A 13,902-nucleotide genomic window follows, 5' to 3' on the forward strand; every position below is an offset into this window, starting at 1 on the left:
AAAATAACTAGTCTAACTTAAACAATTCTACCCAAGTAACTCAGTATTTTACTATTTCTCAGGCGTTGCCAGGTTGTTACCAGTGCTGAAACAAGATTACATGGAAGTTTCCCAGGATCAGCCTATTCATTTTGAGGCTCCACTCCAACTGTTGCTCTTTGTTGATGGAAGACCCAAGTCTCGCCAACAAGTGCAACGAATATGCGCGTACCTACAAGATCTGGAAGTAGACTATAGTTTTGATCTGCAAATCATTGATGTCGGGCAAGAACCCTATTTAGCAGAACATTTCAGACTGGTTGCAACACCAGCTTTAGTCAAAATCCATCCAGAACCGCAACAAACTTTGGCTGGAAGTAATATCATTGCCCAATTACAAAATTGGTGGCCACGGTGGCAAACTGCCATAGATACATCTCTAGCTTTACAGAAAGACTTACACGAACTTCCAGAACCAGATATTTCTATGATTCACCCCCCATCTACTATACATTCTGTGGCCCTTTCTGCTGAGCTAATTAAGTTGTCAGACCAGATTTTTTACCTCAATCAGGAAAAAGCAAAACTTCAAGAACAGTTACAATTTAAGGAACGTATCATAGCCATGCTGGCTCATGACCTTCGTAACCCTTTAACTGCTGCTGCCATAGCTATAGACACTCTTCAATCTGATTATAATTCCGATTTGGGTCAGTTTCAACGCCTAAAACCAAACTTGACGGAAAATTTACTCAAACAGGCCCGTCATCAAACCCGGATTATTGATAGGATGATAGCCGATCTGTTGGAAATCGGACGCGAAAACGATAATGATTTTAACATAGCACCACAAAGGTTGGAATTGGGCAAACTCAGTTTTGAGGTACTAGAAGAATTACGAGACCGTTATGTTGGTAAGTCTCAAACGGTAGAGACTGATCTTCCATCTGATCTGCCTTGTGTGTATGCAGACCCAGAGAGAATTCGTCAAGTTTTGATTAATCTGTTAGACAATGCTATCAAGTATACACCCAAGGAAGGTAAAATTAGTTTAGCAGGACTGCATCGGACAACACAAAAGGTACAATTTAGTATTGGTGATACAGGTCCTGGTATTCCCCATGAAAACCGAGATCACATTTTTGAAAATCATTTCCGTCTAGAACGAGATCAAGCAGCGGATGGTTATGGTATTGGTTTGTCCCTATGTCAACGTATTATCCGTGCCCACTACGGTCAGATTTGGGTAGATTCTACCCCTAATGGTGGCGCTTGGTTTCATTTCACTTTACCAGTATATCCTTCTTAATTTAGCCATTCTCAATCTTTCTAATCATTTCTTAACTATGCCACACCCATTGATGTATGAAGAGGAAAATTTTGTTGTTCTGGAAACTAACCAAGAAGAACAGTTTTTGACGAAGCTAGAATTGTTAGAAAAGTTGCAAAACACTTTAAGTCAAATGCCTATAGAAGATATACCTTTAGATGTGAGAAAAATTGGATCCTTGATAGAACAGGTGAACCATTTGATTGATACCACCTGCGAATTAGATTTGGGACCAGGGCGATATTTACAATGGTATGCTGTCAGATTAGAAAAGTAAAAGCGTCTTGATATGAGATTAATTAGAATGGTTGACAGTAATTAATTCCAATTCAATTTTATCTTCATTGGGCTGAGTGATTTTTACATGAACATTAGGTGCAAAATACTTAGTCATTTTCTCTTGTTTTTCCAACCATGTATCCAGAGGGATCAGGGGAGAGTCAAACTCTAGAATTAGACAATAAGCACCATCAAGGGAAGTTTCTCGCAGACTGGTGACTACGGGGCGTTCTTCATCCGTGGGATTTAAGCCTAAATATTCAAGGGCCCTATCTAAATGGGCTTGTTGTCCGTAGCAAAATCTTGTAATATCTTTACGGATTTTATTTTGGGTAATAGTAGCTTGCTGCTTCCTGAGTTCCAATACCGACTCTGTGGTAGGTTCACTAAAGGGTATTGGTTGGAGTTCATTAGCTTTGAGTGCTAAACCACCTAATAACAGGGGAAATCCATAAAAAAACCCTACCAAATTCAAGGTCGCGTTATCCAACCCATAAGCTATAAAGCCCATAATGGTTAATATACTACCTACAGTTAAACCGAGTGTTCCCAAAGAGATTTTGCCGAACATGATTTTAGATGCTGATCATTTATTGATATTGGCAAGTATTTTACACTATTTGGGCGCTATCTGAGATTTGCGGAGGCACAATTATTTGCAGGATGGGTTAGCGAATCCATGGGGGTGTTGGGTTTCATACTTCAACCCAACCTACGTTCATCTTATCTAGCTTTTTCAGAAAATCTGTAATAAGCTATAAATTTAACTGGTAGTATTTAAAAATACGAGGAAAACTTATGGATCTGGAAACAATAAAGCAAAGAATCTCCTTAGTACAAACTAAGCGCGAATACCTACTAGGGTTACTCGAACAGCCTAACTTGGGCACTCTTAGGGTTGATATCAATCAAGCTCTGGAAGAGTTAGATGATCTATTGGATGAGTTTAATCGTACATTTTCAAATGAAAATACGAATTAAACTACCCACATAGAATAGAAATGGGGATATTATTTTTAGTTTATTTTGGCTTACTTGAACTTATTCTCAATTCTGCATAAGCGGCTTTGGGTAATTATTTTGGCTCATGGACATAAGAATCGCTTGGGAGTTAGCTTCTGAACTGTTATCTTTGGGCGTTCTTTGAATGTAATTGCCATCGGGTTGTAAATCCCAAGCTTGACGATTATCTGCTAACATAATCCCGAGGATTTCTTGTAGATCTTTGGCAATTTCTTGGTCTCTAATTGGTGTAATAACCTCCACTCTCCGATCTAAATTGCGACGCATCCAGTCCGCACTGCCAATATATATTTCTTCCTGACCATTGTTGTGGAAGTAAAAAATGCGAGAATGTTCTAGAAATCGCCCAATAATGCTCACAATGCGAATGTTATCACTAATGTCTTTCATTCCAGGTCTTAAACAGCATATACCTCTAACTATCAAGTCTATTTGCACCCCTGCACGGGAGGCGGTATATAGGGTGGCAATGATTTCAGGATCAACTAGCGCATTCATTTTGGCTACAATCCTTCCAGAGAATCCATTGTGTACGTTGGTAATTTCTCTGTGAATTAGTTCTAAAAAGCGGTTGCGCATATTCACCGGAGCAACTAATATCTCTCGATAGTTTTTTTGCAGAGAATAACCTGTTAAGAAGTTAAATACATCGGTTAGATCTGCACCCAGTTCTTCCCGACAACTGAACAATCCCAGGTCTGTGTATAGTTTGGCTGTTTTTGGGTTATAATTACCTGTGCCAATATGGACGTAACGACAGATTTTATCTTTTTCTCTCCTGACTACTAGCACTATTTTACTATGAGTTTTCAAACCCGCTAATCCGTAAACTACATGAACTCCAACTTTTTCTAATCGTCTGGCCCAGTAGATATTATTTTCTTCATCAAAACGGGCTTTTAATTCCACTAAAACTGACACTTGTTTACCATTTTCAGCTGCAGCAATTAAGGCATTTACTATGGGTGAATCCCCAGAAGTACGATATAATGTCATCTTAATCGCTAACACTTGAGGATCCCATGCTGCATGGGTAATAAATTGCTCTACTGTACCGGAAAATGATTGATAGGGATGATGGACTAATAAATCTTTTTCTCTAATTATAGAAAAGAAATCTTTTCCATCTTCTGTTTCTAAAACATCGGGATCTAAACAGGGTTCTTTTAACCGCTGTAACCGGGAAGGAATGACTGATTGACGTGGAGGATCTTTCAGTTCTGGTAAGGATAATCCCATAAAATACATTAGATCCCTCAAACCTAATAAACCATTTACTTGGTAAACATCATTAGCAGTCAATTCTAGGTCTTCTAATAACCGAGAACGTAAATTTTCCGGTGTTTGTGATTGTATTTCTAATCGAACCGGTGTCCCACCCATACGCCTTTTACGTAGTTCTTGTTCAATGGCTAGTAATAGGTCATCTGCTTCATCTTCTTCTAGCTCTAAGTCCGCATCTCGAGTGATCCGAAAAGGATGGCATTCTTGAATGTTCATCCCCGGAAATAATTGATCTAAATTATGGGCGATCGCCTGTTCTAAAGGTACACCAATCCAGTAAATTGGTTTACCATTATGACTTGCTAGTTCGGAAGGTAAGGGGATAAATCTTGGTAGAACTTTTGGTACTTTCACCCGGGCAAAATATTCTTCTTCTGTCTGTGGATTTTTGACCACTACAGCCAAATTCAGGCTGAGATTAGAAATGTAAGGAAAGGGATGACTAGGATCCACTGCTAAGGGGGTGAGAACGGGAAATATTTGTTCTTTAAAATATTCATCCAGATGCAATTTCTGTTGCTGATTCATATCTATATATTTTATAATATGAATACCTTGATTAGCTAACAAAGGTTGTAGTATTTCTTCAAACTGTTGGTTCTGTTTTGCCACTAATGGGTTTAAATATAATCTGATATCATCTAACTGCTGTTGTGGTGTGCGCCCATCAGGAGTAAGAAGGTCTACTTTTGCTTCTACCTGCTGTTTTAGTGCTGCAATACGCACCATAAAAAATTCATCCAGGTTAGAGCTAAAAATGGCTAGGAATTTGAGTCTCTCTAATAGTGGTGTGCGTTCATCGCATCCCTCATGTAGTACCCTGCTGTTAAACTGTAACCAACTTAATTCTCTATTAATATAATATTCTGGGTCATTTAAATTAATTGGTTCATCTAAACTAACAACTGGAGGATTGTTTTTTTTGAGTTTGGCCATGATTATCTATCACCTAGTAGATGTTGCTATTTCCTTGGTAGTCAATTAATCCAATTATAATGTTAAGCTTTGGTTAAGAAAAAGTTAAGAACCCCTAATTATTTGTCTAAGTAGGTCGGTATAATTAAATATAAATTTTTAACTCCTTGTCATTATCCACTGTGTATGTTCCAAGCTACTCGTCGTCGTCTTGCTCTTTGGTACACCGCTGTCACCGCTATTTTACTACTCTTGTTTGCCACTGGAGTGTATTGGTATGTCCGCAGCACATTAATTGAGAGAATTGATGATACTTTAAATCATGTAGTAGAGGTAGTAGAGCGTTCCTTAGTAATTGAAGACGTTAACTTGGAACCAAGTCAACTAAAATTAAGGCATCAAGGAGTTAAAATACCTCAACAAAACACAATTAGTGTTAACATAGAAGCAAGTTTTCGCAATAATAAGAGTACAAATGAAGACGATCATATTGATTTAGAATGGTTTACCCCTACTGGTGAGTTAAGGTGGTCTACCTTTTCCGAACCCTTACACATTCCCATTCGTGGGAACACAAGTGAAACTGTGCGGGTGATGGGAGCATGGGGTAACTCAGAGCTATTACTGCGACAGGTGACCCATAGAGTGGAAATAGGAAGACAAGTTTTAGGGTATTTGAGGGTCAGTCACCCCTGGTTTGAAGTCACTAAACCAAGTCGAAAGTTGGTTGTGGATCTAGGTTTAGGTATAGGGTTAATGGTGATTTCTGTGGGCGCTAGTGGTTGGTTTTTGTCTGGAAAAGCGATGGAACCTGTGGGTGATTCCTATCAACGGTTGAAACAGTTTACTGCTGATGCTTCCCATGAATTAAGAAGTCCTATAGCGCTGATTCAAACCAATGTCCAAGTTGCATTAGCTGATTTGGAATCGGAAAATTCTTATACTGCTCATGACTATGAACACAATTATTCCCATTATCGCCAACAATTGCAGTTAGTTGAAAGATTAACCCAGCGTTTAGGTAGGTTGGTCAACGATTTGTTGTTTCTTGCTAGACAAGATAGTGGTATGAGTCCTAACTTGTTTTCACCTTGTCCCGTGGATGCTTTGTTAATGGAAGTGGTGGAAGAGCAGGAACTTGTAGCTACAGAAAAACAAATTTCCCTGAGTTTAATCCTTGTGGATCCTCCAGTGGAAACTGACTCCAGATTACGGGAAAACTGGTTCACTCTCATGGGAAACTGGGATCAACTGGGTAGATTATGCACTAATTTGATTAGTAACGCCCTACAATACACTCCCAGGGAAGGAAAAGTGCAAGTAGAATTGGCACGAGTTTTGACAATGCCTGGTCCCTGCTTACAAATTAAAGTGATTGACACGGGAGTAGGTATTCCTAGGGAATCTTTACCAAAACTATTCGATAGATTTTATCGCGTGGACCCAGCTCGCTCCCAACGAGACGCTACTACCGGATCGGGTTTAGGTTTAGCTATTGTTCATACCATTGTAGAACAACATCAAGGGGAAATAGAAGTTCACAGTATTCTTAGTCAGGGGACTACTTTTGTCGTTCACTTACCTGTAAGTAGTGAATTTTACTAGTTTTTTTAGTATAATTTTTCTATTAATTTCTCCCATCTTCTAAATAAATATCTCGAATATCAGGGTCTAATTTTTCTTCTAACATCTGGTAGCTCTGTTGTAATAAATCGCTTACCTGTACTATAGAAATATTTTCTCCCTCTGCTTGTAAATAAGCGGCAATCCGGGTTTCACTCCAATGGAAGGTTCGCGCCATCAGTAAAACTACGCGTAGAACAGGTGGTAGTTTATCCAGTGCCTGCTGTAAATAGCACCAAAGCGGAGGTGAGGTTTCTTTTATGGAGTAATGAATTGCTTCTGCTGGTGGTACGCTGATTCGATTAATGCAAAAGGCAGTCATGTTAATTAACCAGTTTTGCAGGCTTAATGCTTCTTTCTCGGTTATTGGTTGCTCTAGAGAAAGTTCCCTCATTTCATAGTATATCTGTTGCCAAGTCAGGGCAAATAAATAGTCTGCTTGAACGGGAGATTTCGCTGAGTGTTGAATCAGAGTGTAAACTATAGGATGATAACGGGCAAATATGGCTGTGAAGTACCGACCACTATCAGGATAGCGCTGAAATAGGTTTAATAGTTCTTGATCGGTTTGCTCAAATAAGGATTTCACCAAGGGGTGATTGGTTTCGGGAAAGGAGGGAATTTGCACAGGGGTTGTAAGGAGTTTAAATGTCAGCTCAAGTTGGTTAGAGTATAAACTATTAAAGAGATAGCGATATGCTAGTCTTTAGCAACAATACTAAAAACCTATTCACTATACAATCTAGATTTATTCATGGTTATAGTAGCTAATGTGATACCTTTTTTGCATATTCCAGTGACAATTGCCTCTTTTTTACCCTCCCTACCCTTGGATAGTCTGTTTTCCACCCAGGGGATTATGATTATGCTATTGGCAGCTTATGCTGGTGCCATGTGGATGTTTCTCACCAGCGCTCCCAAGGTCTATACTGTAATGGTCTCGGATTTGGAAATTGCCCGACAACTATATGAGGGTTTGTTGGATTTACCCGCTGCGGAAGTACCTCTACACTACTACTACAATTATGAACAAACTATAGGTGCTACGGCTATAGATCCGCTTTATATGTCTTCTGGTCCTAGTTTCTCTCATAGGACTATTAGTAATGGCAATGATGGACTATGGTACCAATTAAAGAAAAATACCCAACTACACGTTATTACTGGTGCAAGTCTAGGTAGTAAAAGTCAACAACGTCATGTTTGTTTTGACCGGGATTGTTTAGACTTAATTTTAATGCGGGTGGAAACTAGAGGGTTAAAGTTTAAGATTCGTAATCAAAAACCTTTGAACTTTTTGGTAAAAGATTACGAAGGGAGAATTATTGAAATGGCTGAGGTGACTGGTTAAGAAAAGTTGTTATGGGGTAAAAGACCTGTGATTGAGGCTGAGGTTCATTTGTCATTACATAATTTCCTGCGCTCCCAGGTGGGTTTTCCAACTTGGCCTCATCACCTAACGATGGCAAGGTTGGTAGCTAGGGCTTTTCGTTTGGGACGTAGTGCTTTAATTCAAGTTGGAGCTCTTTGTGGTTATCAAGGAAGATACCGAACAAGTTTTATTGCCTCCGCTTTAATGTGGCCTGGTCCAGTAATTATCGTAGCATTACCAGAAATCCAGCAAAGATTGCTCAAGATAGAAATACCTCGTCTTGAACAGTGGTTAGGAACAACTAAATCTATTAGAGTAGGTGATGTTTGGCCTGATCCCGATTTTAAAGGTTTACTACTAACCTCTCCTCAAGCGTGGCTAAAAGAGCAGTTGAGTAATGAACATGTTGGTTTCCCTCCCCATATTCCTACTATTATTGATGGTGTAGACGATCTAGAAGATTGGGTACGTAATCAGCTGACCCAAAACCTTGATCCCCAGTCCTGGGATCAGCTAATATGGGCTTGTCCCCACCAAGCGGATTTAATCCGGGAAGTGAGGGTAAAATTAACTCATGAATTGTTTCAGCATCCAGAAAATCCATACCACTGTTATCTAATTTGCCAACGGGAAATTGAAATTTTACAAACTCTGTTTTCTGCTTTAAATCCTGACCATCTCCCAGCTATATGGCGTAGTTTTCAGGCATGTTTCTACAACGCTATTGATAATTCCGTAACACCTGTTGGTCTGACTTCTTCCCTTTTTTGGGCCACTGTTGCTCGTCGTCAAGGTCTATTTTATTTACATTGTGCACCCGTAGAATTAGCGACGAAATTAGCACCAATTTGGCAACGACAACCGGTGGTGTTAATTGGTAGTGCTTTGGAACCAGAAACGGAAGCACCCCTGTTTCGCCAGGGATTGGGTTTAGTAGATGTAACTTGTTTGAAGTTCTCCAGTGACAATCACAGTGAAGCTATTCAACTTTATGTACCCCATAAGTTACCTTTGCCCAATACACCGGAATTTCAATCTTCGTTTATTCATCAAGTCCGCACCCTGATTTGTTTGAGTACCACGGCTTTGGGTCTAACTGTAGTGTTGGTCGGTGACGTACCTCTCAAAAGTAGAGTAGCAGCGATTTTGGCTGCTGACTTCGGTTCACGAGTTCAAGTGGAAAAAACTTGTTTGGATGATAATGGTATTCTGGTTAGTGGTTGGGAATTTTGGCGATCGCACCAGAGTGTTTTGCCTGCACCCCAGTTATTGATTATTGCTACTTTACCCCTACCATCCTTAGAGAACCCTTTAGTAGCTGGTAGGGTGGCTTATTACAAGCGATCGCACCAGGACTGGTTTAGACTGTACCTACTACCCACTGCGCTGAGTGAGTTACAACGGGCCCTAGCTCCGGTGAGAGAAAGTCAGGGGATAGTGGCCTTATTAGATAGTCGTGTGGTCAATCGTAGTTATGGATCCCAGATTCTTGCTTGTCTTAGCCCTCGAGCACGCTTAGACTATCTTGATCCCAGTCTTTTTTCTTCCCATACTCCAGAAAACTATTGATGAATTTGAGAGGAAACTAAGTACCTTAATAGCAAACCTTAAATATACTAGTAAGTGAAACGAAATCAAACCTGAGATTAACTGAAATCAATTATTTGTTATGGGTGAAGCAAAACGTCGGAAAAATACCATGGGGGAGAACTATGGACAAGAAACCCCCATATTGCCATGGGTTCCCATTACTAAGTCTCAAGCAGAACTTTTTGTGAAAATAACCACTCGCGGAGCATGGATTGGTATTGGAACTATGGTAGCTATATGGGTGACTATCCGTTTTATCGGACCCGCTTTTGGATGGTGGCAAGTAGTGGATTAGGTTAATGAGTATGATTTAATTTAAGCTAGCTGGAAATATCTTAGTGGGAGCTATAGTTAAGAAATAATGCTAGGTCCTCTCAAAATTGCCTATGGAGGTGTAATATCCAACTATTGCCAATTTGACTAAGATTTAGGTTAGGCTAATTGCTAACCTAAGCATTTATCCAAAACTTTTAGAGATAGAGTACAATAACAAGGGACAGGAAAATCTAAAGAAAATATAAAACATTCTCAAATGACCGTGGTGTCTGGAGGAAAAAATGTTTCTGAGACTAGCATACGAACATAGACAATTTGTGCAAGAGTTGGTAATGAACTTACAAGCTCTGGCCATGGTTCTAGAACGCAAGGGTTACCCAGCTTCTTGCTACACCTGTGGGGATCAAATGAACAGTGCTTCATTTATGGTGGGTTTGGGGAATAATCACCTCATCCGCTTTCTGGTGTCTGACTATGGGATTACCTGGACCGAAATGAGGGATGACCGGGAATTGATGAAGTTAGAAGGAGCGGAAGCAATCCAACAATTACAAGAACTAGCTAATCTGGTTAAACAGTCTATAGAACCTTGTACAAATCAGAAAGCTCTAATTAGGAAGTAAGGAAGTTATTTTGTATAGATGAGCAACACAACATCAGGTCAAGGAACTTTACCACCAGCAAGTGCAATTGACAAGTTAACAAAGAATGAAGTTGATACCTGGTTTGACTATCCCATCAGAGTACAACCTCATCATACGGATTATGCAGGATTAGTTTGGCATGGTACATACTTAACTTGGATGGAGGAGGCACGAGTAGAGTGTTTACGCTCCTTTGGTGTTGATTATGCTGATTTGGTAGCCTTGGGGTGTGATCTACCAGTTGTAGAACTGTCTATACGCTATCATATATCACTACAATTAGGGAATATGGCTTTGGTCAAAACCCGCATGTTAGAAGTTACAGGTGTGCGAATCAACTGGGACTATAAAATTGTCTCCCTTGATAATCAGGAATTATGTGTAACTGCTCAAGTAAGTTTAGTAGCATTAGATAGGGAAAGGGGTAAAATTATGCGTCAGTTACCCGCCACATTCCAGGAGGTGATCGCTAAAATTGCGGCATCTTATAAGTAGTTATAAGTTTAAGAAAGTCAAGACACTTGCCTACACCATTTCGCTAAAACTGGTGTAGGTATATGAGACAGAAATGTTACAGTTAGCGGACAGAAATAAATTGTGGTTGTATACTAAAATTTTCAGTGGCTTTAATTACTTCTTGTCTAGCCCACCTATCTGCTACCAGGATATCCTCTAAAGAAGGATGAGACTGGTTCTGATGGCGATCGCACACCAATTCAATACAGCGAGCAATATCCAAATAGCCAATTTTTTCTTCTAAAAATAGTGCTACAGCTTGTTCATTAGCTGCATTTAAAACAGCGGGCATAGATCCACCTGCTCTACCAGCGGAATAAGCTAAACCCATACAAGGGTATTTGTGATGGTCTGGTTCGCGAAAAGTCAAAGTTCCGCATTTGACTAAATCCAGCCTTTGCCAATTGGTGTAAATTCTTTCTGGCCAAGACAAAGCATAAAGTAAAGGTAGGCGCATATCTGGCCAACCCAACTGAGCTAAAACAGAGGTATCTTGTAACTCAATTAAAGAATGAATAATACTTTGGGGATGAATAACAATTTCGATGTCATTGTAGTTCATACCAAATAAATAATGGGCCTCAATAACTTCCAACCCCTTATTCATCAAAGTTGCTGAATCCACAGTAATTTTTTTACCCATAGACCAGTTAGGATGTTTAAGAGCGTCTGCAACTTTAACTGTAGGTAATTGTTCCACTGGCCAATCTCTAAAAGCTCCCCCGGAAGCGGTCAACAAAATCTTTTTTAAACCAGCTGGGGGTACACCTTGTAAGCATTGAAAAATAGCGGAATGTTCCGAATCAGCAGGTAATAACTTGACCCCGTGTTTTTGTACTAGGGGTAAAACCACTGGGCCACCAGCAATTAAAGTTTCTTTATTTGCTAGAGCAATATCCTTACCCGCTTCAATAGCAGCGATAGTGGGGAGTAAACCCGCACAACCGACGATTCCAGTAACTACCGTTTGGGAGTCACCATAACGAGCGACTTCCACCACACCTGCTTCCCCGGATAGTAAAATAGGTTGGGGGTAGATATCTTTGATAGCTTCCTCCAGCTCCTGTAACTTATCAGCACAGGAGATAGCAGCTATTTGGGGACGAAACTGGCGGATTTGCGCTGCAAATAACTCTACATTACGTCCAGCAGCAAGACCAACTATGCGAAACTTGTCTGGATGCTCAGAAACGATATCTAAGGTCTGAGTACCAATAGAACCAGTAGAACCTAGAAGAGTTATAGCTTTCACAATGATTGAACAATTTACGGATACTCCTAATTTTAAGCTTCTCCGGTCTAAAGACACGGAGATTTCTGAAGAGTCTATAAACGAACTTTCTGAGGCTGGCTTAAACAGCCTCTACTGATTCTGCTAAAATTAATTCTTAGCATTACCGCTACTTTAAGTTGATTTCGAAAGTATAGCCTCAGATAAGACTTACTTGTCAATAGCAGCCACAAAATAACATAAAGACAACACTGGAATATTGAAGATCCGCATCACGGTTAAATATCAAGGCGAATAAATTCGCCGTTGGCACTTCCTGTCTAAAGCCAATTCTATAACTGTAGCCACCTGCAAGGATTATAACGCCCATCCAGGAGCCATATTTTATTAAAAGCAATAAATTCTTTAGTATTTGGTAATATCTAATATGTTTTGTTTATGTTTAATTCTCTTGTTTATATATGACCAAGGGTCAATTTGCCGGTTACAAACCAATTAATCACAAGCTGTTTAGTTACAACTTCATTAGTAATTATCTTGGTAGGGATAACATATATTTCCCTGTAGTTGTATGGCTATTGAGTCGGCTCATGATTTGGGCAGGAATGTTGCTAATTGCACCTAGCATATCAATAACGGATAACAGCGTTTTTGAGCATGGTACATGGAGTATTTTTGACGCTTGGGACAGTGTGCATTATCGGGCGATCGCCACTAGTGGTTACGAGTTTTACCCTGATGGTCAACAATATAATCTAGCTTTTTTTCCTATGTTTCCCCTAACCATTTGGGTTTTAATGAAACTCGGGTTACCTTTTGAAATAGCTGGTTTATTAATCAACAATTTGTCTTTTTTAGGAGCGGTTTACCTATTATATTTTTGGGTTAAAAAACATTGTAGTTTAAGGATAGCGCAATGGACAATTATAGTCATTTGTTGTTGTCCCATGTCCATGTTTACGGGGGTAATTTACACAGAAGGATTATATTTATTATTCAGCATTGGTTGTTTAAGAGCTTTTGATGAAGAAAAATATAGCTTAACTGCCTTTTGGGGAGCTATGGCAACTGCTACACGTCCTACGGGAATGGCTTTAATTCCTGCTTTATTGCTGACTGCTTGGAGACAAAGGCGGGGTAAAATAGCCTATTTTACCAGTTTGTTAACTGCTACTGGGTTAATATTATTTAGCATATATTGTGCGATTAATTTTCATGATCCCTTAGCCTTTATTGCTGCTCAAAAAGGATGGCGACCATCTCTTGGTTTTGATTGGCAAGGTTGGTTAAATATGTTGATGCAAATTATTTTGGGGAGAAATTGGAATTTTGGGTGGGTATGGAACGATGATGGAGGAATTAGGGATCCTTGGTATCCCGTATTTTTTGGTTTTATGGTTTATGGCACAGTCACTTTGTGGTTGCGGCAAAAATATTGGCATCCCTTCATGATATATTTGGTTTATACCACATTAGCAGTGTTATTGATTTTAGTGGATCAGAGGGTGATCAACAATTTGCTCAATGTTTTAATGGTGGTAGGTGGTAGTTATTTAGTGTGGCATTTTCGTCGCAAACTCACACCTGTCATGGTCATTTATAGTTTGTGTGGAGTCGGTTTATTATTAGCTTCTGGAGGAACCATCTCTTTAAGTCGTCTAGCTTATGGTATTGTTCCTTTAAGCATTGCTATTGGTGCTTGGTTGTCCCGATTTCCCCGTCAAGCTTATCTATCTGTCGGTTTATTTGTGGTTTTACTCTTTAGGTTAGCTATAGGATTCGCTCAACATCATTGGGTGGGTTAAAGTATGGAAGCTTATTGAAGTTTAATTATTGATTC

At 39.6% G+C, this 13,902-nt stretch carries 14 protein-coding genes; 10 read left to right on the forward strand and 4 right to left on the reverse strand.

Going from position 1 to position 13,902, the window contains the following annotated elements; all coding sequences use genetic code 11:
- Positions 1-82 precede the first annotated feature (82 nt).
- Both C6N34_RS07855 and C6N34_RS07860 read left to right on the forward strand, forming a co-directional pair.
- Positions 83-1,288, forward strand: a complete 1,206-nt coding sequence (locus tag C6N34_RS07855; RefSeq protein ID WP_177169538.1) for a histidine kinase — start codon at positions 83-85, stop codon at positions 1,286-1,288.
- A 37-nt stretch (positions 1,289-1,325) separates the two neighbouring features.
- Positions 1,326-1,586: a chlororespiratory reduction protein 7 gene (locus C6N34_RS07860; RefSeq protein WP_040008099.1), complete on the forward strand. Its 261-nt coding sequence runs from the start codon at positions 1,326-1,328 to the stop codon at positions 1,584-1,586.
- Positions 1,587-1,604: 18 nt separating this feature from the next.
- On the opposite strand, the gene C6N34_RS07865 is transcribed toward C6N34_RS07860, so the two are convergent.
- Entirely contained in the window at positions 1,605-2,159 is a 555-nt protein-coding gene (locus C6N34_RS07865; protein WP_057179038.1) for a DUF2854 domain-containing protein, read from the reverse strand.
- 227 nt (positions 2,160-2,386) lie between these two features.
- Here C6N34_RS07865 and C6N34_RS07870 point away from each other — a divergent pair, with 227 nt between their 5' ends.
- Positions 2,387-2,569 (forward strand): hypothetical protein, encoded by a 183-nt coding sequence (locus tag C6N34_RS07870; protein WP_006275970.1) that lies wholly within the window; start codon positions 2,387-2,389, stop codon positions 2,567-2,569.
- A 66-nt stretch (positions 2,570-2,635) separates the two neighbouring features.
- On the opposite strand, the gene ppk1 is transcribed toward C6N34_RS07870, so the two are convergent.
- Positions 2,636-4,831, reverse strand: a complete 2,196-nt coding sequence (gene ppk1 / locus C6N34_RS07875) for a polyphosphate kinase 1 (protein WP_115538201.1) — start codon at positions 4,829-4,831, stop codon at positions 2,636-2,638.
- A 165-nt stretch (positions 4,832-4,996) separates the two neighbouring features.
- On the opposite strand from ppk1, the gene C6N34_RS07880 reads away from it, so the two are divergent.
- The gene (locus tag C6N34_RS07880; protein WP_115538202.1) at positions 4,997-6,415 is read left to right on the forward strand and encodes a sensor histidine kinase; all 1,419 of its coding nucleotides are present in this window, start codon (positions 4,997-4,999) and stop codon (positions 6,413-6,415) included.
- Positions 6,416-6,437: 22 nt separating this feature from the next.
- Here the strand turns inward: C6N34_RS07880 and C6N34_RS07885 are convergent, their stop codons facing one another.
- The gene (locus C6N34_RS07885) at positions 6,438-7,061 is read right to left on the reverse strand and encodes an RNA polymerase sigma factor (protein WP_057179041.1); all 624 of its coding nucleotides are present in this window, start codon (positions 7,059-7,061) and stop codon (positions 6,438-6,440) included.
- A gap of 126 nt (positions 7,062-7,187) precedes the next feature.
- Between C6N34_RS07885 and C6N34_RS07890 the strand changes: the two genes are divergently transcribed.
- From C6N34_RS07890 to C6N34_RS07910, 5 genes are all read left to right on the forward strand, one after another.
- Positions 7,188-7,784 (forward strand): hypothetical protein, encoded by a 597-nt coding sequence (locus C6N34_RS07890; RefSeq protein ID WP_006275974.1) that lies wholly within the window; start codon positions 7,188-7,190, stop codon positions 7,782-7,784.
- 27 nt (positions 7,785-7,811) lie between these two features.
- Complete coding sequence (locus C6N34_RS07895) at positions 7,812-9,374, forward strand: helicase C-terminal domain-containing protein (protein ID WP_115538210.1); 1,563 nt, start codon at positions 7,812-7,814, stop codon at positions 9,372-9,374.
- Between the two features lie 100 nt (positions 9,375-9,474).
- Positions 9,475-9,690, forward strand: a complete 216-nt coding sequence (locus C6N34_RS07900; RefSeq protein ID WP_057179042.1) for a DUF2839 domain-containing protein — start codon at positions 9,475-9,477, stop codon at positions 9,688-9,690.
- Between the two features lie 262 nt (positions 9,691-9,952).
- A complete protein-coding gene (locus C6N34_RS07905) occupies positions 9,953-10,294 on the forward strand; it encodes a DUF1815 family protein (RefSeq protein ID WP_006275977.1) in 342 nt (113 codons plus the stop codon).
- 18 nt (positions 10,295-10,312) lie between these two features.
- A complete protein-coding gene (locus C6N34_RS07910) occupies positions 10,313-10,810 on the forward strand; it encodes an acyl-CoA thioesterase (RefSeq protein WP_115538203.1) in 498 nt (165 codons plus the stop codon).
- 82 nt (positions 10,811-10,892) lie between these two features.
- Here the strand turns inward: C6N34_RS07910 and dxr are convergent, their stop codons facing one another.
- Positions 10,893-12,083 (reverse strand): 1-deoxy-D-xylulose-5-phosphate reductoisomerase, encoded by a 1,191-nt coding sequence (dxr, locus tag C6N34_RS07915; protein WP_057179044.1) that lies wholly within the window; start codon positions 12,081-12,083, stop codon positions 10,893-10,895.
- Between the two features lie 440 nt (positions 12,084-12,523).
- Between dxr and C6N34_RS07920 the strand changes: the two genes are divergently transcribed.
- Complete coding sequence (locus tag C6N34_RS07920; protein ID WP_235529021.1) at positions 12,524-13,867, forward strand: mannosyltransferase family protein; 1,344 nt, start codon at positions 12,524-12,526, stop codon at positions 13,865-13,867.
- The last annotated feature ends 35 nt before the right edge of the window (positions 13,868-13,902 follow it).

Origin of the sequence: Cylindrospermopsis raciborskii Cr2010, from assembly GCF_003367075.2 — a bacterium.
Lineage (GTDB): Bacteria > Cyanobacteriota > Cyanobacteriia > Cyanobacteriales > Nostocaceae > Raphidiopsis > Raphidiopsis raciborskii.

Excerpts from the sequence above, each read along its gene's own strand:
- C6N34_RS07860 (WP_040008099.1), top strand. The coding sequence starts at position 1,326 with ATGCCACACCCATTGATGTATGAAGAGGAAAATTTTGTTGTTCTGGAA.
- C6N34_RS07865 (WP_057179038.1), bottom strand. The coding sequence starts at position 2,159 with ATGTTCGGCAAAATCTCTTTGGGAACACTCGGTTTAACTGTAGGTAGT.
- C6N34_RS07870 (WP_006275970.1), top strand. The coding sequence starts at position 2,387 with ATGGATCTGGAAACAATAAAGCAAAGAATCTCCTTAGTACAAACTAAG.
- ppk1 (WP_115538201.1), bottom strand. The coding sequence starts at position 4,831 with ATGGCCAAACTCAAAAAAAACAATCCTCCAGTTGTTAGTTTAGATGAA.
- C6N34_RS07880 (WP_115538202.1), top strand. The coding sequence starts at position 4,997 with ATGTTCCAAGCTACTCGTCGTCGTCTTGCTCTTTGGTACACCGCTGTC.
- C6N34_RS07890 (WP_006275974.1), top strand. The coding sequence starts at position 7,188 with ATGGTTATAGTAGCTAATGTGATACCTTTTTTGCATATTCCAGTGACA.
- C6N34_RS07900 (WP_057179042.1), top strand. The coding sequence starts at position 9,475 with ATGGGTGAAGCAAAACGTCGGAAAAATACCATGGGGGAGAACTATGGA.
- C6N34_RS07905 (WP_006275977.1), top strand. The coding sequence starts at position 9,953 with ATGTTTCTGAGACTAGCATACGAACATAGACAATTTGTGCAAGAGTTG.
- C6N34_RS07910 (WP_115538203.1), top strand. The coding sequence starts at position 10,313 with ATGAGCAACACAACATCAGGTCAAGGAACTTTACCACCAGCAAGTGCA.
- C6N34_RS07920 (WP_235529021.1), top strand. The coding sequence starts at position 12,524 with ATGACCAAGGGTCAATTTGCCGGTTACAAACCAATTAATCACAAGCTG.